At 55.8% G+C, this 21092-nt stretch carries 19 protein-coding genes and 1 tRNA gene; 13 read left to right on the forward strand and 7 right to left on the reverse strand.

Annotation, left to right across the window (positions count from 1 at the left end; all coding sequences use genetic code 11):
- Nucleotides 1-184: 184 nt before the first annotated feature.
- A complete protein-coding gene (locus RB2501_RS06150) occupies nucleotides 185-787 on the forward strand; it encodes an HD domain-containing protein (RefSeq protein ID WP_015753899.1) in 603 nt (200 codons plus the stop codon).
- Nucleotides 788-794: 7 nt separating this feature from the next.
- On the opposite strand, the gene RB2501_RS06155 is transcribed toward RB2501_RS06150, so the two are convergent.
- Nucleotides 795-1331, reverse strand: a complete 537-nt coding sequence (locus RB2501_RS06155) for a Pycsar system effector family protein (RefSeq protein WP_015753900.1) — start codon at nucleotides 1329-1331, stop codon at nucleotides 795-797.
- A gap of 209 nt (nucleotides 1332-1540) precedes the next feature.
- Between RB2501_RS06155 and RB2501_RS06160 the strand changes: the two genes are divergently transcribed.
- The gene (locus RB2501_RS06160) at nucleotides 1541-3112 is read left to right on the forward strand and encodes a glycoside hydrolase family 32 protein (protein WP_015753901.1); all 1572 of its coding nucleotides are present in this window, start codon (nucleotides 1541-1543) and stop codon (nucleotides 3110-3112) included.
- Nucleotides 3113-3115: 3 nt separating this feature from the next.
- On the opposite strand, the gene RB2501_RS06165 is transcribed toward RB2501_RS06160, so the two are convergent.
- Entirely contained in the window at nucleotides 3116-3781 is a 666-nt protein-coding gene (locus tag RB2501_RS06165) for a WG repeat-containing protein (RefSeq protein WP_148214297.1), read from the reverse strand.
- A 113-nt stretch (nucleotides 3782-3894) separates the two neighbouring features.
- Between RB2501_RS06165 and RB2501_RS06170 the strand changes: the two genes are divergently transcribed.
- The 3 genes from RB2501_RS06170 (at nucleotide 3895) to RB2501_RS06180 (ending at nucleotide 8186) form a co-directional block, all read left to right on the forward strand.
- A complete protein-coding gene (locus RB2501_RS06170) occupies nucleotides 3895-4749 on the forward strand; it encodes a universal stress protein (protein WP_015753903.1) in 855 nt (284 codons plus the stop codon).
- A 129-nt stretch (nucleotides 4750-4878) separates the two neighbouring features.
- Nucleotides 4879-6975: a phosphate acetyltransferase gene (pta, locus tag RB2501_RS06175; protein WP_015753904.1), complete on the forward strand. Its 2097-nt coding sequence runs from the start codon at nucleotides 4879-4881 to the stop codon at nucleotides 6973-6975.
- Nucleotides 6972-8186, forward strand: coding sequence for an acetate/propionate family kinase (locus RB2501_RS06180; protein WP_015753905.1), 1215 nt, complete (start codon nucleotides 6972-6974; stop codon nucleotides 8184-8186). The genes pta and RB2501_RS06180 overlap by 4 nt, the downstream gene beginning before the upstream one ends.
- A gap of 255 nt (nucleotides 8187-8441) precedes the next feature.
- Here the strand turns inward: RB2501_RS06180 and RB2501_RS06185 are convergent.
- The 4 genes from RB2501_RS06185 to gldJ all read right to left on the reverse strand — a co-directional run bounded on the left by RB2501_RS06185 (nucleotide 8442) and on the right by gldJ (nucleotide 12203).
- Nucleotides 8442-8516 (reverse strand) — tRNA-Val (locus RB2501_RS06185).
- A 77-nt stretch (nucleotides 8517-8593) separates the two neighbouring features.
- Nucleotides 8594-9103, reverse strand: coding sequence for a hypothetical protein (locus RB2501_RS06190; RefSeq protein WP_148214298.1), 510 nt, complete (start codon nucleotides 9101-9103; stop codon nucleotides 8594-8596).
- A 93-nt stretch (nucleotides 9104-9196) separates the two neighbouring features.
- Nucleotides 9197-10474: a UDP-N-acetylmuramoyl-tripeptide--D-alanyl-D-alanine ligase gene (locus tag RB2501_RS06195; protein ID WP_015753907.1), complete on the reverse strand. Its 1278-nt coding sequence runs from the start codon at nucleotides 10472-10474 to the stop codon at nucleotides 9197-9199.
- 67 nt (nucleotides 10475-10541) lie between these two features.
- Nucleotides 10542-12203: a gliding motility lipoprotein GldJ gene (gldJ, locus tag RB2501_RS06200; RefSeq protein WP_015753908.1), complete on the reverse strand. Its 1662-nt coding sequence runs from the start codon at nucleotides 12201-12203 to the stop codon at nucleotides 10542-10544.
- A 413-nt stretch (nucleotides 12204-12616) separates the two neighbouring features.
- Between gldJ and porV the strand changes: the two genes are divergently transcribed.
- From porV to RB2501_RS06230, 6 genes are all read left to right on the forward strand, one after another.
- Nucleotides 12617-13774, forward strand: coding sequence for a type IX secretion system outer membrane channel protein PorV (porV, locus tag RB2501_RS06205; protein WP_015753909.1), 1158 nt, complete (start codon nucleotides 12617-12619; stop codon nucleotides 13772-13774).
- An 81-nt stretch (nucleotides 13775-13855) separates the two neighbouring features.
- Nucleotides 13856-14341 (forward strand): cytidine deaminase, encoded by a 486-nt coding sequence (locus tag RB2501_RS06210; RefSeq protein WP_015753910.1) that lies wholly within the window; start codon nucleotides 13856-13858, stop codon nucleotides 14339-14341.
- Between the two features lie 145 nt (nucleotides 14342-14486).
- A complete protein-coding gene (gene pdhA, locus RB2501_RS06215; protein ID WP_041327555.1) occupies nucleotides 14487-15485 on the forward strand; it encodes a pyruvate dehydrogenase (acetyl-transferring) E1 component subunit alpha in 999 nt (332 codons plus the stop codon).
- Between the two features lie 10 nt (nucleotides 15486-15495).
- Nucleotides 15496-17214, forward strand: a complete 1719-nt coding sequence (locus tag RB2501_RS06220) for a pyruvate dehydrogenase complex dihydrolipoamide acetyltransferase (RefSeq protein WP_015753912.1) — start codon at nucleotides 15496-15498, stop codon at nucleotides 17212-17214.
- Entirely contained in the window at nucleotides 17215-18228 is a 1014-nt protein-coding gene (locus RB2501_RS06225) for a M28 family metallopeptidase (RefSeq protein WP_015753913.1), read from the forward strand.
- A complete protein-coding gene (locus RB2501_RS06230; protein ID WP_015753914.1) occupies nucleotides 18210-18890 on the forward strand; it encodes an SDR family NAD(P)-dependent oxidoreductase in 681 nt (226 codons plus the stop codon). The genes RB2501_RS06225 and RB2501_RS06230 overlap by 19 nt, the downstream gene beginning before the upstream one ends.
- Here the strand turns inward: RB2501_RS06230 and RB2501_RS06235 are convergent.
- Nucleotides 18880-19296 (reverse strand): hypothetical protein, encoded by a 417-nt coding sequence (locus RB2501_RS06235; protein ID WP_148214299.1) that lies wholly within the window; start codon nucleotides 19294-19296, stop codon nucleotides 18880-18882. The genes RB2501_RS06230 and RB2501_RS06235 overlap by 11 nt on opposite strands.
- Nucleotides 19297-19392: 96 nt before the next feature.
- Here RB2501_RS06235 and RB2501_RS06240 point away from each other — a divergent pair, with 96 nt between their 5' ends.
- Nucleotides 19393-19998, forward strand: a complete 606-nt coding sequence (locus tag RB2501_RS06240; protein ID WP_015753916.1) for a SprT-like domain-containing protein — start codon at nucleotides 19393-19395, stop codon at nucleotides 19996-19998.
- A complete protein-coding gene (locus tag RB2501_RS06245; RefSeq protein WP_015753917.1) occupies nucleotides 19999-21087 on the forward strand; it encodes a mannose-1-phosphate guanylyltransferase in 1089 nt (362 codons plus the stop codon).
- Nucleotides 21088-21092: the final 5 nt, after the last annotated feature.

The following is a 21092-nucleotide window of genomic DNA, read 5'->3' on the forward strand; positions in this document are numbered from 1 at the left end:
GCAGACATTTGGCAGTCCGGGGAATGGTCAGGTTCTGAAAGAAGCAGGAAAAGCGAAAGAAAGGGTTGGATTTTATTGTTTCGGTGGACAAAGTTGTGTACTTTTTAATTCACTTTAATAGGGATTTGCCAGGTAAAATGGCCAGATAAAATTTTATTTCCCGAACATCCCGAAGCCGCTATACATGGAACTGGTAAATCGTAGCGTATATCCCGACATCTGTCACCGCATCCTCGACGAACTTGACAAGAAACTCCCGGGTCACCTTACCTATCATTGTCTCGACCACACCATCGATGTTGCCAATGTATGCGACCATTATATTTCGTATTATTCAGTAGATGACCGTATATCCGAATTGATCCGGGTGGCGGCTGTTGCCCATGATTTCGGTTATATTTATGGGCCGGAGGATCACGAGGAACGGAGTATCCTTGAAGTGGGGCCGCTGCTCCGGAAGGGATACCTCAAAAAGGAAATCGATCTGATAGAAGGTATGATCCGCGCTACCAAAGTGCCACAGGATCCCAGCAACCTTTATGAAGAAATTCTCGCGGACGCGGACCTGGATTATTTGGGCCGGGACGACTACAATTCCCTGAGTGACGGGCTCTACAAGGAGTTTTTATATTTTGGCATAGTGAGCAGCGAGGCGGAGTGGATCAAACTTCAAATCCGATTTCTGGAAAATCACAACTACCATACGGACTGGGCAAACCGAAACCGGGTGGCCAACAAGCGGAAGGTTTTGGAAAAACTCAGGAAAAAGGCGTCTTCCGGCCTGTAGAAAGTACTCAATAAAGTATTGCCTCGGCTACGATGGTTACCACGCCCAATATCATCGGGATAAAACTGTAAACCAGGTTCCTCACCGATTTATTGACATCGCTGAATTTTTTGGTGGCAATAAGGGAATTCACGTAAATCTGTGCGCCTAATTGCCCGTAAAGGTTTTTTTCATCGTTCAGCAAGTCTGCAAAACGGTCTGAAAACGACGTTATATCCCCATAATGTGTAATGATGTCGTGAAAGAAGAACATGTTCTTGTCGAATTTTGTTTCAATCTGTGGCAAGAAACATCTGAAACTGTAAAAAATAGATCGGCAGACAAAAAAAGTAAAGCCAGCCAGGATGGCTATCAGGATGGCACTGGCGTTAAAACCCGTTTCCACGGATGTGGCGACTTCAAGGACCACCCCCAGCAGTAAGCCGTAGAAGGAAATAATAAGGCCGGCCTTGACTTCGGAGGTCCGGTTCAGCCCGTTTATGTATCCGATGGTTGCCCAGTAAACTTCGAGTTTGTCTTCTGGAAGCAGGCGGTCTGTCTTCATATGTTTGTCGGTCGGTTGCTGCCTAAAGTTAGCAATATTTGCCTTAGGCGTCATCAGTAGGAAATCGTCAGTGGAATACGCCCTGACATTCTAAAAAGGTCAACCAGCACGAATCCGGCAAATAGTGTATTTTTAAGTACATTTTACCGAATATGCCGCATTTTTTCTGTCGACACCTACGCTGCCTGTGGGGAGAATACCGTAATAGTATGGTATCCGGGAGCCGGATAGTTCCCCTGCTGTCACTCCTCGTATTAATAGCCTCCTGCGGAGGAGAACAAAAAGGGGTATCGCCCGGAAGCTCCTCCCCGACCAATGCCTATAACGAGCCCCACCGGCCGCAATTCCATTTTACCCCCCGGGAAGCCTGGATGAACGACCCGAACGGGATGTTCTACCTGGATGGGGAATACCACCTGAGTTATCAGTTTTACCCGGATAGCACGGTTTGGGGGCCGATGCACTGGGGGCACGCCGTCTCCACGGACCTGGTGCGCTGGAAGCACCTTCCCGTGGCGCTGGCTCCGGATTCCCTGGGCTATATCTTTTCCGGGAGCGCCGTGGTGGACCATAAAAACACCTCGGGGTTTGGGAACGGCTCCGAGCCGCCGGTCGTAGCCGTATATACCTACCACAACCCCATCCTTGAAGCGGCCGGGGGCGATGATTTCCAGTACCAGGGAATTGCCTACAGCCTGGACAAGGGCCGGACCTGGACAAAATATGCCGGGAATCCCGTACTGGCCAATGACACCGGCGTTCGCGACTTCCGGGACCCCAAGGTGTTTTGGCACGGGGAAAGCGAAAAGTGGATCATGGTCCTGGCCGTGTACGACCGGGTCAGGTTGTACGCTTCCTCCAATTTGAAAGAATGGGAATACCTGTCGGAATTCGGGATAGAGGGGGATACCCGCCTGTGGGAATGCCCGGATCTCTTTCGGCTCAGGGTGCCGGGTACCCGGGAGGCTAAATGGGTATTGCTCGTAAGCATCCAGCAGGAGGGGCCTTCCGGGGGGACAGGGACGTCTTACTTTGTCGGGGATTTCGACGGGACGGTGTTTACTGCTGACCCGGCGGGCCAGAAGTGGCTGGACCACGGAGCGGACAATTATGCCTTTGTCACCTGGGACAACGCCCCGACTGGTTGGGGCAGCCGGCTGGGGATCGGGTGGATGTCCAACTGGCAGTATGCCCAGCAAGTGCCGACGGTTGCGTGGCGATCCGCAATGACGGTACCCAGGATGCTGAGCCTGGCAGAGGACTCGGGGGAGCTTGTGTTGAGTGCATTGCCCGTCCCTGCCGTTACCGGGTTGCGCGGGGCCGAAGTGCAGTTGCCCATGGAATTGCGAGACAGCATACGGGTCGAAGGAGACTTCAGCCCGACCCAATGCGATATCTCCCTGCTGGTGGACCTGGAAAATACCACCGCCAGTTCATTCGGTCTGGTTTTGAAAAATGCCGGCGGTGACCGACTCACCGTTACCTTCGACCGATCTGAAGAAACCGTTACGGTAGATCGTACGGCCTCGGGGCCCCAGGGCTTTTCCGACGCGTTTTTTAAAGGGCCCCATAAAGCGACCGTGGACCTTTCCCAGGAGAGCCTGGACATCCGGGTCCTGCTGGATGCCGCGTCCATCGAAATTTTTGCCGATCGCGGCATCCTGAATTTCACCGATATCTTTTTTCCCGAATCCCCGTTTGACGAATTGTCGATCTGGGCCGAGGGAGGCACGCTAGTACTCTTTGACGGGACGGTCTATCCCATGGATTCCATCTGGTAGCCGTCAGAAGCCGTCTTCCAGCTCCACTTTGCGAATCTCCCAACGAGCGCGGTCCGACTTTACGGCGACCAGGCCGTTTTCGATTATGCGAGCTTGAATTTCAGGGGTTTGATACCTGCGCGCGTTCATCAGAATGTTTTGGCGTTCCTCAAGGGGCCAGACCATTTGCCCGGCTTTATTCAGCACAACTTCGGTGAACGTATGGTCGTAGATATTCAACTGGAAATTATTCTTGCCGCGGAAGGTTTTCTTGTAGTAGATTCCCACGGCATGGCCATTCTGAAACTCAGAGACATTCAGGAATTCGGGCTGTATGACCACTTGGCCCTCGGTATCGATAAACCCATAAAGCGGGATGCCGTCCTCCCCGGAAACCATTACCGGACACCGACCATTGCTGAAACGGGGGTAGGGGATACTGCCGACGCCCAAAGCCTCCGGATTCGGTTCCCGCTGCCATGCCAAATCGTCCCGAAAGTGGATGACGAGCAGTCCATTTTGGTCGATAAAGCCCCACTCAGATCCCTTCCTGACTGCTGCCAGGCCTTCGTGGAAACGGGTTACCTCGTCGAGGTCCCCGAGGGTGGGACGATTGATGTCCTGAATGGATTGGGCGCCGGCTAACAGGGGCAGCGCCGCGATGGCGAGTAACATTGCGAACTGTTTCATAATCATTGGGTTATTAGATAAAGATCCGGATAACATTCCGGAAGGGAAATGATCTTTATCATAGGTTGCCGGCGGGCTCGGAAATATCTTTACGGGAAGTAAATTCCGGTACGATGAAAAATATCCTGATACCCACTGACTTTTCGACAAATGCCTGGCGGGCTATTGAATATGCGCTGCTTTTTTTCAAGGATGAAACGTGCACCTTCTACCTCTTGCACGTCTATTCGCCTGCATTCTACCGCGTGGATTACATGACTGGCGGACCGGAAATGAGCGGTATCCCGGATGTAGGGGTGGATATATCCATACGCGGGCTGGAACAAACCCTGAAAGATATCAAAAAGGAGTACCAAAACCCGAGATACCGGTTTGAACTCGTGTCGTCTTTCAATACGCTTACCGACGAAATCCGGGAACTTTCCCAGCGCAAGCAGATGGACCTGATCGTAATGGGGACGCAGGGAGCCACCGGGGCCAGGCAGGTGTTTTTAGGTTCCAATACGGTCCACGTGATTCGCAAAACCCGGACGCCCCTGCTGGCCGTTCCCTCCCAGACAACCTACCGCCCCCCGCGGATGGCGCTCTTCCCGAGCGATTACCTGAGCCACTACAAAAGGGAAGACCTGAAACCGGCCCTGGACTTCATCCGGGCCCATGACTCGCGGGTGCTGATTTTGCATATCCTGGAAAAAGGCGGGCTCACAGATACGCAAAAAGATAACAAGCGCCACCTGGAACGCTGCATGGAGGAAATCGAGTACGAAATTGTCGAAGAACCCGCCGGGAAGCTCCCCGAAGCAATCCTCCAGTTCATAGCGGAGCACCCTATCGATCTGCTGGTGATGATGAACCGGGGCCATTCCTTTTTGGAGCGACTTCTCGTCCGCCAGAACATCGATCAGATTGGTTTCCATGTGAAAATTCCCTTCCTGGTAGCCCCGGACACCTGTGATCCGGCCGCGTGATTCCGATTTGCCCTCCCGGTGGGGGGCGCCTGCGGCGGGGAACCTCCCGGCCAAAAGAATTGGCCCTGGCATTTTCACGCCCCTGGCTTTAACCCTAAATTTGCAAATGACACTACCAGCCCTGAAATTATGAACAAAGGCATTTACGTGGCCACTATCGAGGCCAACAGCGGAAAATCCATCCTCTCCCTGGGGTTGATGCGGCTCTTGCTGGGGAAAATGGCACGGGTAGGGTATTTCCGCCCGATTATCGATGACTATCCCGACGGCAAACAGGACAACCATATAGCCACCATCCTGTCGCATTTCAACATTCCCCTCAATTATGAGGAAGCCTATGCATGCACGCGCAGCCAGGTGGTCCAAAAAACCAGCAGGAACCGGGAAGACGAGGTACTCGACACGATCATTCAGAAATACAAGGACCTGGAAAGCCGTTTTGACTTTATCCTCGTGGAGGGGACGGATTTTACGGGGGAGGGGGCCATCATCGAATGGGATTTCAACGTACTCCTGGCTAAAAACCTGGGGATCCCGACGGTCATCCTGTCTACGGGCGTGGGTAAAACCCTGGAGGAATTTGTCAATTCCCTGGCACTGGCCTGCGACTCCTTCCGCGATAAGGGAGTTGAGGTCCTCATGGTTGCGGCCAATAAAATCCAGCCGGAGAACCGGCAGCTCGTCCTGGATCAGATGCACTCCGACCTGCCGGAGGGGGTGTTGACGGCGGCCATACCTCTGAACCCGGTACTCGGCAACCCGAGTATGCGCGAAATAGCAGACGCCCTGGGCGGAGAGGTCCTGTTCGGAGCGCGGCACCTGGACAAACAGGTAGCGCATTTTGGGGTGGGGGCCATGCAACTCAGGAATTACCTGACGCACCTGGTGGAAGCCACCCTGGTAATTACCCCGGGGGACCGCGCCGATATCATCCTCGGGGCCCTGCAGGCCAACCTGTCGACGAACTACCCGTCCATTTCGGGGATCATCCTCACCGGCGGGCTTGTACCGGAGGAAACGATTATCCGCCTGATCGAAGGGTTGTCGGAAGTGGTGCCCATCGTTTCGGTCCAGGGGGGCACCTTTTCGGTCACCAACCGGATCGGGTCTATCCAGCCCCGGATTTACGCCGGGAATACCCTGAAAATCGAACAATCCCTCAAGGACTTTTCGGCCTATGTGCCAGAAGACGCATTGGCGGAGCGGTTGGTCACCTTCCGGGCTGAGGGCATCACCCCGCGGATGTTCCAGTACAACTTGCTCAAAAAAGCCCAGTCGGACGTAAAACACATCGTGTTGCCGGAGGGTGCGGACCAGCGGGTCCTCCGGGCTGCCGTGGAACTGGCCAGGTATCAGGCCGTCCGCCTCACCCTGCTGGGGCGGCCTGAAGAGATCCGGGAGAAGGCCCGGCAGCTCCAGCTGGAACTTCCCGGGGAGATCCAACTTCTGGACCCCCGGAATGCCCCGCAGTTTGAGGAGTATGCCAACACGCTGTATGAGCTGCGAAAGCACAAGAACATGGAACTGACCATGGCACAGGACCTGATGTCCGATGTGTCCTATTTCGGCACAATGATGGTCCATAAGGGACACGCCGACGGCATGGTGTCCGGGGCGGCCCATACCACCCAGCACACCATCCGTCCCGCCCTGCAGTTTATCAGGACACGACCCGGGGTGCACCTGGTTTCCTCCGTATTTTTTATGTGCCTCCCAGACCGGGTAACCGTTTTCGGCGACTGCGCCATCAACCCGAACCCGGACGCGGCGGAGCTCGCCGAAATCGCCATTTCCTCCGCGGATACCACAGCCTCCTTCGGGATTGAACCCCGGGTAGCCATGCTGTCCTATTCCTCGGGGAGTTCCGGCCAGGGCGCCGATGTGGACCGGGTGCGGGAAGCCACGCGCCTGGTGCGGGAACGCAGGCCCGACCTGAAGGTGGAGGGCCCGATCCAGTACGATGCCGCCGTAGACCTGAAAGTGGGACGCAGCAAACTGCCCGACTCCGAGGTTGCCGGGCGGGCAACGGTTTTTATATTTCCGGACCTGAACACCGGGAACAATACCTACAAGGCTGTGCAGCGGGAAACGGGCGCGCTGGCCATCGGCCCGGTCCTGCAGGGCCTGAACAAGCCGGTAAACGACCTGAGCCGCGGCTGTACCGAGGACGATATCTTCAATACTGTTGTCATTACCGCCATCCAGGCCCAGCAAATCCGAAAATGAAAAATCAAGCCGACATGAACCGCGTGATCCTCGTATTGAATTCCGGCAGTTCCTCCCTGAAGTTCCAGGTCCTGCGGATGCCCGGGGAAACCCGGATTTGCCAGGGGATGGTAGAACGAATCGGGGCAGGGGATGCCCGCTTAAAATTCGATTCGGGCAAAGCGAAATACGAGCGACAACTGGCCGTAACCGATCACAAGGAGGCCCTCAGGCATATTGTTTCGGCATTACTGGACCCGGACACCGGGGTGCTCCGGGATTCAAAGGATGTTGCTGCCGTCGGCCACCGTGTGGTCCATGGCGGGACGCGGTTTACCGGAACCACCCGGGTGGATGCAGCGGTTAAGGAAGCCATTGCCGACCTGTCCCGACTGGCCCCTTTGCACAACCCGGCCAACCTGGAAGGTATCCGGCAGGCCGAGTCGTTTTTTCCTGAAGCCATCCAGGTGGCCGTATTCGATACCGCCTTCCACCAGACCATCCCCATGAAGGCCCGGCGATATGCAATCCCGGAATCCCTGTACAGGGAACACGGGGTGCAGGTATACGGATTTCACGGCACGAGCCACAAGTACATCGCAGAGCAGTTAAGGCCGCATCTGCCCGAAGACGGAAAACTCGTTTGCCTGCACCTGGGAAGCGGGTGCAGCGCCACAGCCATCCGGGGAGGCATCAGCCTGGACCACAGCCTGGGGTTCACCCCCAGCAATGGATTGGTCATGGGTTCGCGAAGCGGGGATATCGACCACGGCGTTATTTTTTATATGGTGGAAAGCCTGGGGTATCCGCTCGAAGAAGTGAAACGCATCCTCAGCAGGGAAAGCGGGTTGAAGGGGCTTACCGGGAAAAGCGACTTGCGGGATATCGAGGCGGCGGCGGCAACCGGTGATCCGGATTGCCAGTTGGCGCTGGAAATGGCGGCGTACCGGATCCGGAAATATATCGGCGCGTACGCAGCTGCAATGAACGGCCTGGACGGAGTTGCCTTTACTGCCGGGATCGGGGAGCATTCCTCCCGTATGCGGGAGCTGGTTTGCCGGGATATGGAATTTCTCGGCATCCGGCTGGATGCCGATTGCAATGCCGCTCCCGGGCCGGGGTTACAGTCCATCCACGCGGAGGATTCCCGGGTGAAACTCTGGGTGGTGCCTACGGATGAGGAACTCGAAATTGCGCGGCAGACGTATCAGGTGCTGACGGGTTCGGCATAACCGGCCAGCCGGTGCGCTGGCCTTGTCTTGCTGGATTACTCGGCATTCGCCTCGTGATCCAGACCGTGAAACCACTCCTGCTGGATTACTCGCTTCACTCGTGATCCAGACCGTGCCCACTCCTGCAAATAGAAAACCCCCAATCCGCCAAGGCGGATTGAAGTCTTTTTTCGTCGTCTCCTTACAAAAGCGAGCTTTTGACGGAGCCGCCAAAAAAATACCCCGCAACTTTGTTGCGGGGTTTTCTGCTTGATGTGGGATATACTGGATTCGAACCAGTGACCTCTGCCCTGTCAAGGCAGCGCTCTAAACCAACTGAGCTAATATCCCAAAAGGCGGTGCAAGATCGTAAAAATATCGGAGAGCGTAAAGAGCAGGCGGAAAAATAATCCCGTACGCAGGGGAAGTCAGGATTCGGACAACTTGTTTTCAATAAAAGTGGAACACGGCCCGCACGTGCGGCTCAGATGCCGTCCGAGCGATTCGAAGCGGTTCTCCCTGAGCCCCGAAACCAGGACGTATTCCGACGGCATATACTGCAGAATCTGCGCAATCATCGGGCCGGATTGTGCCGTCAGCGTGTAGTTGATCCGGCAGTTACTGCAACGCAGTACGAGTAAATTGTCGCAGTGGTCCCAGAGTTCCAGGCGATGGCTGCCGCATTTGTTGCAGAAGCCCCGTTTTTCTTTCCACCGGTTGAGGCAATATTGTACGATCAGGTGCCCCCGGATGGCATCCGCGTGTGAGCGGAGCCATTTGCGCTTGTGGCGTTGCTGCCTGGGGATTTCCAAAAGGTGGTAGAGGCCTGTAAGGAATACCAGGGATCCGGAAACAGCGATCAGCAGGCTCGGACCTTCCTTGGTCAGGAAGGCGGTCAATAGTAAATAACCCATTGTGGTAGGGGGGAGAAACAACATAATGGGGGTATTTTATCGAGGTTGCGGAAGGTAATAAACCAAGCCGGGACAACCAAAACTGCAACCGGTTTAACAAAATTTTAAGAACTGCGGTCAGAGGAACTCCAGAACGCGTTCCAGGGCCATGCCCCGGGAGCCTTTGATCAGGACGGTGGCCGGCCCGGTTAACGGGTTGGCCTTTAATTCCCGGGAAAGGGCTGCAAAATCCGGAAACCGTGCGGCCGGCAGCGCAGTATCGTAAAAGTGCTGTCCCACCAGATAGAGTTTCTCCGGGTTTTTGGACAGTGCGAACCTCCCGACGGCTTCGTGTTCCGCAGCCGCCTCCGCACCCAGTTCAAACATGTCCCCCAGGATGGCAATTTTCCGGGGGCTATCCATTTCGGCGAGGTTTTCGAGTGCTGCCGCCATGCTCGTGGGATTTGCGTTGTAGGCGTCCAGGAGAATGCGCAGGTTGCCGCGTTCGATCAATTGCGACCGGTTGTTTGCCGGGATGTATGATTCCAGGGCTTCGGCAATCGCTTCAGCAGGTACCCCAAAGTGTTTACCGATACAGGCAGAAACTGCGCAATTCGAAAAGTTATATCTCCCCGTTAATTGGGTCTGCACCACCACGTCATCTACCTGCAATCGGACAGCCGGCCCGTCGGTCAGGTTTTTGATCTGCATATAGGCGGGGTTTCGGGTGCTAAAACCCACGCAATTTGCATACCCTGCCAGTTTTTCGAACTGCACCGGGTCGTCGGCGTTCATAAAAATGGTGGCGCCCCGTTCCATCAGGTTTTCATAGAGCTCGCTTTTTCCCCGGATGACGCCTTCCACCCCCCCGAATCCCTCCAGGTGGGCTTTTCCGAAATTCGTGATATATCCGAAATCGGGTTGTGCCATTTCACTGAGCAGGCGGATTTCCCCCTGGTGGTTTGCCCCCATTTCAACGATGGCCAATTCTGTCTCCGGCGCGATCCGGAGCAGGGTGAGGGGGACGCCGATGTGGTTGTTGAGGTTTCCCCGGGTAGCGAGTGTCCGATATTTCTTGCTCAGGACGGCGGCTATCAACTCCTTGGTCGTGGTCTTTCCATTACTCCCGGTAAGCCCGATGATCCGGGCCTTGCATTGAAGGCGATGGTGCATGGCCAGTTGTTGGAGGGCGGCGAGTGCATCCGGCACCCGGATGCAGCGGGGCTCGTCGGGAAAGTCCCCTTCGTCTACCACTGCGAGGGCCGCTCCCCGGGACAGGGCTTCTATCGCAAATTCATTCCCGTTGAAATTGGGTCCTTTCAGCGCAAAAAAAATGCCGTTTTCCGGGATGGTTCGGCTATCCGTACTGACCTTCGGGTGTTTCAGGAAGAACTCGTACAGGCTTTTCGTATCCATGGGGTAAAGATAAAAAGCCCCGGCGATTGGCCGGGGCTTTTGGAGTGCTTTTAAGTATTCCGGTTTATTAGCGGACTTTTTTGCCGCGTACGGTTTTGTTCTTGGTTTTGGATTTCGAACCCACCCGCGACATTGCACAGCGGAAGCCGATATAGTCGGTGGCCATATACTGGGGCAGGTAGCGGCGCTGGGCCGGGTCCAGCCAGTAGGCGCGATCCCTCCAGGATCCTCCCTTGTACACCCGAACCTCGTCGTTGATCAGGCTTGTCCGGTAATTGCTCTCATCGTACTGGCGCACGAGTTCCCCATCTTCATCCCTTTCCACTTTATGCTTCGGGGAATTGTACATGGCAGGCTTTTCCTCATCTTCCCCGTAGAAATCGGCGAAACGCGAGGAGCTCGGATCCCCGTCCCGGTAACCCCGGTTGTCCGATTTGGAAAAGTTGGTGCGGAGGTAGGTCTCCTGTTCGCCGACAGGTACCATTTTCACTTCCCCCGGAAGGTTGACAGCCACCACTTTGCCTGTTGGCAGCGTGTCGTAAACGATGCTGTCGCGCAGTACCTGGACTTTGCCATCCTCGCCGATAGCGGCCTTCATAAAGATGTTGCCCCGGAAATAGTTGAAATCGCTAATCTCGTCATCTACGATCGGACGGTAGACATCTGCTACCCACTCGGCTACGTTGCCGGCCATATCATAGAGACCCAGGTCGTTGGGTTTGTAGGACTTGACTTCTGCCGTGATATCGGCGCCATCGTCAGACCAACCGGCAATCCCGCCGTAGTCCCCTTTGCCCTGCTTGAAGTTGGCGAGCTGGTCGCCCCGGCCGACCCGCTGGCCGTTCCGGGTGTAGTCGCCATCCCAGGGATATTTTTTACGCCCGCGGTAATTGTTGTATTCCCGGGAACCCTGGAGCGCCTGGGCGGCATACTCCCATTCGGTTTCCGTAGGCAGGCGGTATTCCGGCATGATGATTCCGCTGCTGCGCTTGGCAAAGCTCGGTACGGAATCCTTTTGATTTTTCCCGGTGAGGGAATCGATTTGTCCGCCGTACACGGATCCCGGTCGGTTCAGGTAGGCCTCGGTGGAGAAGGTACCCCCGATTTCCCCGTTCATTGCCCGGTATTTCACGTCTTCGGCCAGGTAGCCCTCCCGCTCGAGCATCGCTTCGTTTACCCGGTCTGTACGCCATTCCGCAAACTGGACGGCCTGCACCCAGTTGACCCCCACCACGGGGTATTCCGCATAGGCGGGGTGGCGCAGGTAGTTGTTGGTCATCGTCTCATTGAAGCCCAGACGGTTCCTCCAGACAAGCGTGTCCGGCAAGGCACCCTCGTAGATGGCTGTGTATTGTGGGTTTTCGGGCGGATATACGCTTTTCAGGTAATCGAGATATTCCAGGTACATGACGTTGGTTACCTCGGTTTCGTCCATATAGAAAGACTGCACGTGCTGCGTAGTCGGCGTGTTGTTCCAATCGTGCATCACATCGTCCTGCAGTTTCCCCTTGGTGAAGGTTCCCCCTTCCACAAAGACCAGGCCCGGTGCGGTTTCCTGCTCCTTGAAGTCGGTATTGTACTGGAAGCCGCCTTCCTTGGCGTTGATCTTCCAGCCTGTGGCCCGGGAAGTATTCTTGGACCCTCCTCCGGAGTTCTTGCAACTCTGCAAGCTCAGGGAACCGGCGATAACGGCTGCCGACAGTAGTGCGCTGATTCGTGTTCGTTTCATCTGTATTTAGGACTTAAGTTCATATCTGGCCGAACGAAGCGGCCGGATGGTTGCTGACAATTCGTAAAAATTGATATCTCGGCTAATACAACGGGCAAAACCCTATTATATTTTACCAGTTGTTAAAATTTGCGGCCCGGGTGGCCAACGGCTCCGCGGTCCTGCACTCTTTCCAATGATAACGGGTAAAATGAGGTTCTAGTATGCTGTTGAATTTACTTTTTGGTTTGTGCGGGAACCGCTACATTGCAGGCCCCGGAGCGAGGTGCCGGGGTGTGGGTGCGCCGGGGAGTTCGGGATGCCCGCAAACCGATTCCGGGGCACGATTTTGTCGAATATCCCGTTTTAGAACAATACATCGTATAAATTTCAGTTATACACATTTTAGTAGCAAGTTTGCGAATTCTAATCGTATGAACAGTATAATGAAGAAAATCAGCCTATTGCTCCTCCTGGCAATCAGCGTAAAATCCATGGCCCAGGACGGGGAACGCGTCATCACCACAGCCGTACCATTTTTGACCATCGCTTCCGACGCCCGGGCGTCGGGGATGGGCGATGTGGGCGTGGCCACCAGCACGGATGCTTTTTCCCAGCAATGGAATCCGGCCAAATTTGCCTTTGCAGAACGGAAAATGGGTGTGGGCATCAGCTATACGCCCTACCTGGAGAGCATAATCACCGATATTGCACTTCTCAATGGTAGTTTCTACAACAAAATCAATGACCGGAGCGCATTTGCCGTTTCCATCCGCTATTTTACCCTGGGGGAAATTGAATTGCGGAATACCTTCCAGGAAAACGGCACCACGGTCAAACCAAACGAACTGGCTATTGACGGTTCCTATTCGCTGAAACTCAGCGAGACCTTTGCCATGGCTGTTGGCGGACGCTTTATCAACTCCAACCTGGAAATCCCCCAGCTGGACAATGCCGTCCAGGCCGGAAGCACCTTTGCGGTGGATGTGGCGGGGTATTACCGGGGTCCTGAAAAGGCCTATGACAGTTTTGACGGCCGCTGGCGCGCCGGGTTCAATATTTCCAACCTGGGGGGCAAGATCAAGTACGACGACGGAGGACAGGAAAACTTCCTGCCCACCAACCTCGGGCTCGGGGGTGGTTTCGATTTTATTTTCGACTTCGACAACGAGCTTTCACTTACGGCGGAAATCAACAAGCTCCTGGTTCCGACGCCCCAGGATTTTGACGGGGACGGGGACCTGGATGCAGACGACAATCAGGAATACCAGAGTATTGGATTCTTCGAAGGGGTATTCACCTCCCTGGGGGATGCACCGGACGGTTTCGGAGAAGAGCTCAAGGAAATGACCTGGGCCCTCGGCGCCGAGTACAAATACCGCGACCAGTTTATGCTGCGCGGGGGCTATTTCAACGAATCGGAGGAAAAAGGTTTCCGGAAGTTCTTCAGCCTGGGAGCCGGTTTCCGGTACAACAACGTACAGATTGACCTGTCCTACCTGTTTTCCACGGCACAGGTTCGCAACCCGCTGGAGAATACGCTGCGCTTTTCGCTCAGCTTCGCCCTGGGGGAAGAATTCTATAACGACTGATCGGTTCCAAACCGAAAATCCAACCTGCCCCACGGGCAGGTTTTTTTATGTCCGGCCCGTCCAATTCCGTATCTTTTGCCCATGCAGAAAAAACATATCGGTTTTGACCTGAACATCTACCCGGATCCCGCGGAACTTTCCGGGGATGACCGGGCTTTGCTGGCCGCTGCCCGGGAGGCGACCTCGGGCTCCTATTCCCCGTATTCCAAATTCCCCGTTGGGGCGGCGATTGAATTGGCGACCGGGGAGGTGGTTATCGGCAGCAATCAGGAGAATGCCTCTTATCCATCCGGGCTTTGCGCGGAGCGGGTGGCCGTTTTCCAGGCCGGTGCCCGGTTTCCGGGGACCCCGGTCCGGACCCTGGCCGTATATGTGGGGAACCCCGGGGGAAGCCTCCACAAGCCCGCGGCGCCCTGTGGGAATTGCAGGCAATCCCTGCTGGAGTACGAACACCGGCAGGAAGGCCCGATCCGAATCCTGTTGCAGGCCGGGGGAGGAGCCGTCTACGAATGCCCGTCCATCCGCGCTTTGCTACCCCTGGGATTCGACCCGGAATTCCTCTCCTGACCCCATCCGGAACCCGGTTATACGCAATCGGGATTCCCATTTTTTCATGAATGATTTAATATGTATTTTTGCTTCCCTACCCCGGGGGAATCGACGGCATGCCGGGATTTCCGAAGCACCGGGAAGCGAGATAAAACCAATCTGGATGAAAAAAGTTACCAAGGAAGTATATCTGAAGTGGTATGAGGATATGCTGTTCTGGCGGAAGTTTGAGGACAAGCTGGCCGCAGTATATATACAACAAAAGGTCCGCGGGTTTCTGCACCTTTACAATGGACAGGAAGCGGTGCTTGCCGGTTCCCTCCACGCCATGGACCTGGAAAAAGACCGGATGATTACGGCTTACAGGAACCACGTACAGCCCATTGGCCTGGGTGTCGATCCGAAACGCGTCATGGCCGAGTTGTACGGGAAGGTCACCGGCACCTCCAAGGGCATGGGGGGATCCATGCACATCTTCTCAAAAGAACACCGTTTCTATGGCGGACACGGCATCGTGGGCGGGCAGATCCCGCTGGGGGCCGGGCTCGCCTTTGCCGATAAGTATTTTGAGCGGGACGCCGTGACCCTTTGTTACATGGGGGACGGGGCGGTTCGCCAGGGAAGCCTGCACGAAACGTTCAACCTGGCCATGCTCTGGCAACTACCGGTAGTTTTTATCTGTGAAAACAATGGCTATGCCATGGGGACCTCTGTAGCACGGACGGCCCATTCCACGGAGATCTGGAAACTCGGGCTGGGGTATGAAATGCCCTGCGGCCCGGTAGACGGTATGGACCCGGTTACCGTAGCGGAAGAAGTTTACAAGGCCGTGGACCGCGCGCGTACCGGCGGCGGACCCACCTTCCTGGAAATGAAAACCTACCGCTATCGGGGGCATTCCATGTCCGATGCCCAGCATTACCGGACCAAGGAAGAAGTGGAGGAATACAAGAAAATCGACCCGATTACCCAGGTACTCGATGTGATCAAAGACAAGCGCTATGCCACGGACGAGGAAATTTCGGAAATCGACAAACGGGTGAAGCAGCGGGTGAAGGAGTGCGAGAAATTTGCGGAAGAATCCGATTTCCCGCCGGTGGAACAACTTTACGATACGGTATACGAACAGGAAGACTACCCGTTCCTGGCCCACAAATTATAAGATTCAGCAGATGGCAGAAATCATAAAAATGCCCCGACTCAGCGATACCATGGAGGAAGGAACCGTGGCGAAATGGCTGAAACAGGTTGGAGATAAGATCGAAGAAGGCGACATCCTTGCGGAAATCGAAACGGACAAAGCGACCATGGAATTCGAATCGTTCTATGAGGGTACGCTGCTCCATATCGGGATAGAAGAAGGGGACGGCGCTCCGGTGGATGCCCTCCTGGCTATAGTCGGGGAAGAAGGCGAAGACATATCGGGCCTGATCGACGGCGCAGGTTCGGGTGATGCCGGCGCCGGCGAGGACACAAAAGAAACTGTCGCGGAGGAGGCTGCAACCGGGGATGGCTCGGAGGATGCAGAAACTGCCTCCGGGGATGATGCCGGAGGGCAGGCCGAGGTCCCCGAGGGTGTGGAAATAATCCGCATGCCCCGCCTGAGCGATACGATGGAAGAAGGCACGGTTGCCTCCTGGATCAAGAAGAAAGGGGACGCGGTGGAAGAAGGAGATATCCTGGCCGAAATCGAAACGGATAAGGCCACCATGGAATTCGAGTCCTTCTATTCCGGGACCCTGTTGCATATCGGGATTGAAGAAGGCGAATCCGCCCCGGTAGATGCCGTACTTGCGGTGATCGGACCCGAGGGAACGGATGTTGAGGCTGTATTGTCTGCCGGTAGCGGATCCGGCAAACCGGCTGCCACGGAAGAGAAAGGGGCTGAGGCCAAAAAGGAAAGCTCCGAGGAAAAGGCAGCATCCACCGACGGTGCGGCTGCGGGCAGGGAAGAAGCCAGGTCCGGCGGGTCATCGTCTGGTGACGGTCGGATCTTCATTTCGCCCCTGGCCAGGAAAATGGCAGAGGAAAAGGGTATCGACCTGAGTGACGTGGAAGGCACCGGCGACAACGGGCGGATCGTCAAGCGGGATATTGAGAATTACACCCCGTCTGCCAAACCGGCGGCAAGTGTGGGGGAAGGCGCCGCAAAGGCTCCTGCCGAGCAGGCCGTTCCCGCATCTGCGGCCTCCATGGCCCCTGCCGGGGAGGAATCTGTGGAAGAGGTCAAGAACTCACAGATGCGCAAGGTCATTGCCAAACGCCTGAGCGAATCGAAATTTACCGCCCCCCACTACTACCTGACCATCGAGGTGGATATGAGCCAGGCCATGGCTTCCCGGGCGCGGATCAACGAATTGCCGGACACCAAGGTGTCCTTTAACGATATGGTCGTCAAGGCCTGTGCGATGGCACTGCGGAAACACCCCCAGGTCAACACCACCTGGAACGGGGATACCACAAAGTACAACGGCCACGTGCATATCGGAGTTGCAGTAGCGGTTGAAGAAGGACTGGTGGTGCCCGTCCTGAAATTCACCGACCAGATGAGCCTGACCGCCATCGGGGCATCCGTGAAGGACCTCGCCGGCCGCGCGCGCAACAAGAAACTCACCCCTGCGGAGATGGAGGGGAGTACCTTTACCGTCTCCAACCTGGGGATGTTTGGTATCCGGGAATTTACATCCATCATCAACCAGCCCAACTCGGCGATCCTGTCTGTAGGGGCCATTGTGGAGAAACCGGTGGTCCGGGACGGCCAGATCGTCGTCGGCCATACGATGACCATCACCCTGGCCTGCGACCACCGCACGGTGGACGGCGCCACAGGGGCGCAATTCCTGCAAACCCTGCGGGCTTACCTGGAGCATCCCGTAACGATGCTGGCCTAAATGGAATGCCCGCGAATTCCGGCGAACGGCCAACAGCTGCTGGCCGGGGCGCTTGCCGTACTCCTGCTGCTGGCGCTGGCTTCCTGCGGAGCCGGACGGAAAGTGGCATGCGGGCCGGAAAACTACCGCGAATTCAGCGATTCCGTTGCCATGCAACGTATTGTGGGATTCCTTGCTTCGGATGCCCTGGGGGGGCGGGATACCGGATCCGAAGGGTTGGAACAGGCGGCCACTTACCTGGAGGGCAGGCTCAAAGATTTTGGAATCCAGCCTTATTTTGACGCCTACCGGGACACCCTGACGAACATCGAAGACACCGGATACAATATTGTAGGCTATTTGCAGGGCTCGGAACCCGGGCTTTCCGGGGAATATGTGCTGATCGGGGCCCATTACGACCATATTGGCCGGGTAGCCCCCCGGGAAGGGGACAGCATTGCCAACGGGGCAAACGACAATGCCACGGGTACGGCCATGGTGTTGGAGCTGGCCCGATTTTTTGCCCGCTGTAAACCGCCGGCGCGCAGCCTGGTTTTTGCTTTTTTCTCCGCGGAGGAACGCGGCCTGATGGGAAGCGCCCACCTGGCGAAAAGGCTTAAGGCACAGGGCGCCGATTTATACGCCATGCTCAACTTTGAAATGACCGGCGTCCCCATGGCCGGGAAGGACTACCGGGTCTACCTCACCGGGTATGAAAGGAGTAACCTGGCAGAGGTGGCCAACGAGCTGGCCGGCTCCAAATTGGTGGGGTTGTTGCCCCAGGCCCAGGAGTTCAATTTGTTCCAGCGGTCGGATAACCTGCCGTTCTATCAGGAATTCCAGGTGCCGGCCCATACCTTCTCCACATTTGACTTTACGAACTTTGATTATTACCACCTTCCGGGCGATGAGCCGTCGGGCATGGACTTTGGCCATATGGCAGAGTTGCTGAACGATTTGATCCCCGTGGTAAAAGGTATTGCCGACTCTCCTCCCGCAACCCTGAAAATGTATCCATGGCCCGAATCGCAGTAACCGGAACAAGTCGCGGGATCGGGTATGAACTCGTAAAGTACTGGGCCGGCCAAGGGCACCAGGTCCTTGCGCTATCCCGCAATGAGGCCCCGGTGCTGGACCTCGGATTGCCGGGGGTTACGGCACTTCCCTTTGATATCACGGATGAAAAGGCCTGCGACCGGGTGCGCGACTGGATTGGGGAAAACTGGACCCGTGCGGACATCCTGGTCCACAATGCGGGCAGTCTGGTCAACAAGCCATTCGGGCAAACCGGTACCGCCGATTTCGAAATGGTATACCGGGTTAATGTTTTTGGCGTAGCGGCACTTACCCGGTCCCTGCTGCCGGTGCTGGAGCCCTCCGGGCACGTGCTGGCGATCAGTTCCATGGGGGGGATACAGGGCAGTGCAAAATTTCCCGGCCTGGCAGCCTACAGTTCCAGCAAGGGTGCGGTGATAACCCTCACCGAGTTGTTGGCCGAGGAGTACAAAGAAACCGGGCCCGCCTTCAATGCCCTGGCCCTGGGTGCCGTCCAGACCGAGATGCTCGAAGCGGCTTTTCCCGGATACCAGGCTCCGGTATCTGCCGCCGAAATGGCGAAGTATATCGGGGATTTTGCCCTGACGGGCCATCATTACTACAACGGGAAGGTGCTCCAGGTCAGCAAGACTACCCCGTAGGGTCGGCTACTTTGATGAATTTATACACGCAGGGCTCGATACACGGATAGTAAAAGATCAGGTTTCCCTCTTCCAACCGGCCCTGAATGCCGTTGACAACACTCTCACTACAGGCAATCAGGATTTCACTTACGGCAATGCGCGTGAAGGAACCCGTGAGGCGTTCTCCTTCTTCGAAGACCCGGCAGACGTGGAAATTGGCTTCGAAGGAATTATCCGAATTGAGGGTGATTTGGAAGCCGGCGTCGCTCGGTTCAAATTCTCCGCTGCCGTCCCCCGGGTCGAATAAGACCTCGGTGAGCAACCAGGTGCCTTCCAGTTGGTTGGGCGTTACCCGATCGTCCCGGTCATTCTGGCAAGCCAGGAGCAGCAGGGCTACAGGCAACAATAGTATCAGCTTTTTCATATCCATAAGATACGGGAATACCGGATGGGTTGGCCGGTAATACGGAAAATTTTTATAGCCTGCCTGCTGCCCCATTAAAATACTACATTTGTAGCCATGGACGACGTGTTGAAGCGATACCTGCCGGAACGAAGCGTGGCACCGTGTCTGGCCCTGATCCGCACCAACGGGGTGCACCTGAAAATCGTCAGCAGGAGGCACACGCGCCACGGCGACTACCGGCCGCTGCCAGGGGGGGGACACCAGATCACCGTAAACGCTTCCCAAAATCCCTATCGGTTCCTGTTGACCCTTATCCACGAGATTGCCCATTTAATTGCCTTTGAACGCTTCGGCAGGCAGATCAAACCCCATGGGTCTGAGTGGAAGGCCACCTTCCGGGACCTGATGCTGCCGTTCCTGCGGCCGGATATCTTCCCGGAACGCCTCCTGCCGTATCTCGCCCGTCACTTTAAAAACCCGAAGGCCAGCAGCAGTACGGATTCCGCCCTGGCCCTGGCCCTGAAATCCTACGACCCGGATGCGGAAGAGCAACAATATGTTTACCAATTGCCGGAAGGGGCCGTTTTCCGCCTCTATAACGGCAAGGTATTTCGCAAGGGGCCGAGACAAATTAAGCGATACCGTTGCATGGAGGTTGCCACCGGAAAATTGTATCTTTTCCAGCCGCATGCAGAAGTTGAATTAGTAAGCGAAGCCTGAATGAACTCATCCAACTATTACGCCGTACTGATGGCCGGGGGCGTCGGCTCCCGGTTCTGGCCGGTAAGTACCCGGCAATTCCCCAAACAATTCCACGATATGCTGGGTACCGGGCAATCCCTCCTGCAACGGACGTTTTCCCGACTTGCCAGGTTTATCCCGGAAGAGCAAATATTGATTCTGACCAACACCCGATACAACGACCTGGTATTGGAGCAATTGCCCGGACTCTCCCCGGAGCAGATCATCGGGGAGCCCGCCATGAGGAACACGGCGCCCTGTATCCTGTACGCCGCCATGAAAATCCGTAAAATGAACCCGGAGGCCCTGATGCTTGTGGCGCCCAGCGACCACTGGATTGAGGACGAAGCGGCATTTGAACGGGACGTAACCGCTTGCTTTTCTCAGTGTGCTGACCACCAGACGCTGTGTACCCTGGGTATTCAGCCCACTTTTCCAAATACCGGTTTTGGCTATATCGAATTCGATGCCGGGGGGAATGCCCCCAGGGAGCTGCGGGACGTGGTGCAGTTTCGGGAGAAACCGGATTACCAAACGGCAAAAGGGTTCCTGCAGCAGGGCAACTTCCTGTGGAACGCCGGGATATTTGCCTGGAGTGCAAAAGGGATCCTGGAAGCTTTCAGGCACTACCAACCGGGGCTTTTTGAGTTGTTTGAAAAGGGGTTGGAAAGCTTCAATACGGAGGGGGAATCAGAATTTATCGAACGCTATTACCCGACGGCGGAAAATATTTCCATCGACTACGCCATTATGGAGCGCTCGGATTCCGTAAAAGTGTTGCCGGCGAGTTTCGACTGGAACGATTTGGGGACCTGGGGCTCGCTTTACGATAAAATGGAAAAGGACCGGCAGGATAATGCGGTGGCACAGGGACGGGTGCTTTCCCGGGACAGTTCGGGCAATATGGTCCGCCTGCCCGGGGAGAAGGTGGCCGTGCTGGAAGGGTTGAAGGATTATATCGTTATCGATAAACCGGAAGTACTGATGATTATCCCCAGGGACCGGGAGCAGGAAATTAAACAATGGGTTGCCGAAGTGGGAGACACCTTCGGCGATGAATATATCTAGCATTC

The sequence above is a fragment of the Robiginitalea biformata HTCC2501 genome (genome assembly GCF_000024125.1).
Classification (GTDB): domain Bacteria; phylum Bacteroidota; class Bacteroidia; order Flavobacteriales; family Flavobacteriaceae; genus Robiginitalea; species Robiginitalea biformata.

Bases quoted from the DNA above. Each gene is read 5' to 3' on its own strand.
- RB2501_RS06150 (WP_015753899.1), top strand. From the start codon at position 185: ATGGAACTGGTAAATCGTAGCGTATATCCCGACATCTGTCACCGCATC.
- RB2501_RS06155 (WP_015753900.1), bottom strand. From the start codon at position 1,331: ATGAAGACAGACCGCCTGCTTCCAGAAGACAAACTCGAAGTTTACTGG.
- RB2501_RS06160 (WP_015753901.1), top strand. From the start codon at position 1,541: ATGGTATCCGGGAGCCGGATAGTTCCCCTGCTGTCACTCCTCGTATTA.
- RB2501_RS06165 (WP_148214297.1), bottom strand. From the start codon at position 3,781: ATGAAACAGTTCGCAATGTTACTCGCCATCGCGGCGCTGCCCCTGTTA.
- RB2501_RS06170 (WP_015753903.1), top strand. From the start codon at position 3,895: ATGAAAAATATCCTGATACCCACTGACTTTTCGACAAATGCCTGGCGG.
- pta (WP_015753904.1), top strand. From the start codon at position 4,879: ATGAACAAAGGCATTTACGTGGCCACTATCGAGGCCAACAGCGGAAAA.
- RB2501_RS06180 (WP_015753905.1), top strand. From the start codon at position 6,972: ATGAAAAATCAAGCCGACATGAACCGCGTGATCCTCGTATTGAATTCC.
- RB2501_RS06190 (WP_148214298.1), bottom strand. From the start codon at position 9,103: ATGTTGTTTCTCCCCCCTACCACAATGGGTTATTTACTATTGACCGCC.
- RB2501_RS06195 (WP_015753907.1), bottom strand. From the start codon at position 10,474: ATGGATACGAAAAGCCTGTACGAGTTCTTCCTGAAACACCCGAAGGTC.
- gldJ (WP_015753908.1), bottom strand. From the start codon at position 12,203: ATGAAACGAACACGAATCAGCGCACTACTGTCGGCAGCCGTTATCGCC.
- porV (WP_015753909.1), top strand. From the start codon at position 12,617: ATGAACAGTATAATGAAGAAAATCAGCCTATTGCTCCTCCTGGCAATC.
- RB2501_RS06210 (WP_015753910.1), top strand. From the start codon at position 13,856: ATGCAGAAAAAACATATCGGTTTTGACCTGAACATCTACCCGGATCCC.
- pdhA (WP_041327555.1), top strand. From the start codon at position 14,487: ATGAAAAAAGTTACCAAGGAAGTATATCTGAAGTGGTATGAGGATATG.
- RB2501_RS06220 (WP_015753912.1), top strand. From the start codon at position 15,496: ATGGCAGAAATCATAAAAATGCCCCGACTCAGCGATACCATGGAGGAA.
- RB2501_RS06225 (WP_015753913.1), top strand. From the start codon at position 17,215: ATGGAATGCCCGCGAATTCCGGCGAACGGCCAACAGCTGCTGGCCGGG.
- RB2501_RS06230 (WP_015753914.1), top strand. From the start codon at position 18,210: ATGGCCCGAATCGCAGTAACCGGAACAAGTCGCGGGATCGGGTATGAA.
- RB2501_RS06235 (WP_148214299.1), bottom strand. From the start codon at position 19,296: ATGAAAAAGCTGATACTATTGTTGCCTGTAGCCCTGCTGCTCCTGGCT.
- RB2501_RS06240 (WP_015753916.1), top strand. From the start codon at position 19,393: ATGGACGACGTGTTGAAGCGATACCTGCCGGAACGAAGCGTGGCACCG.
- RB2501_RS06245 (WP_015753917.1), top strand. From the start codon at position 19,999: ATGAACTCATCCAACTATTACGCCGTACTGATGGCCGGGGGCGTCGGC.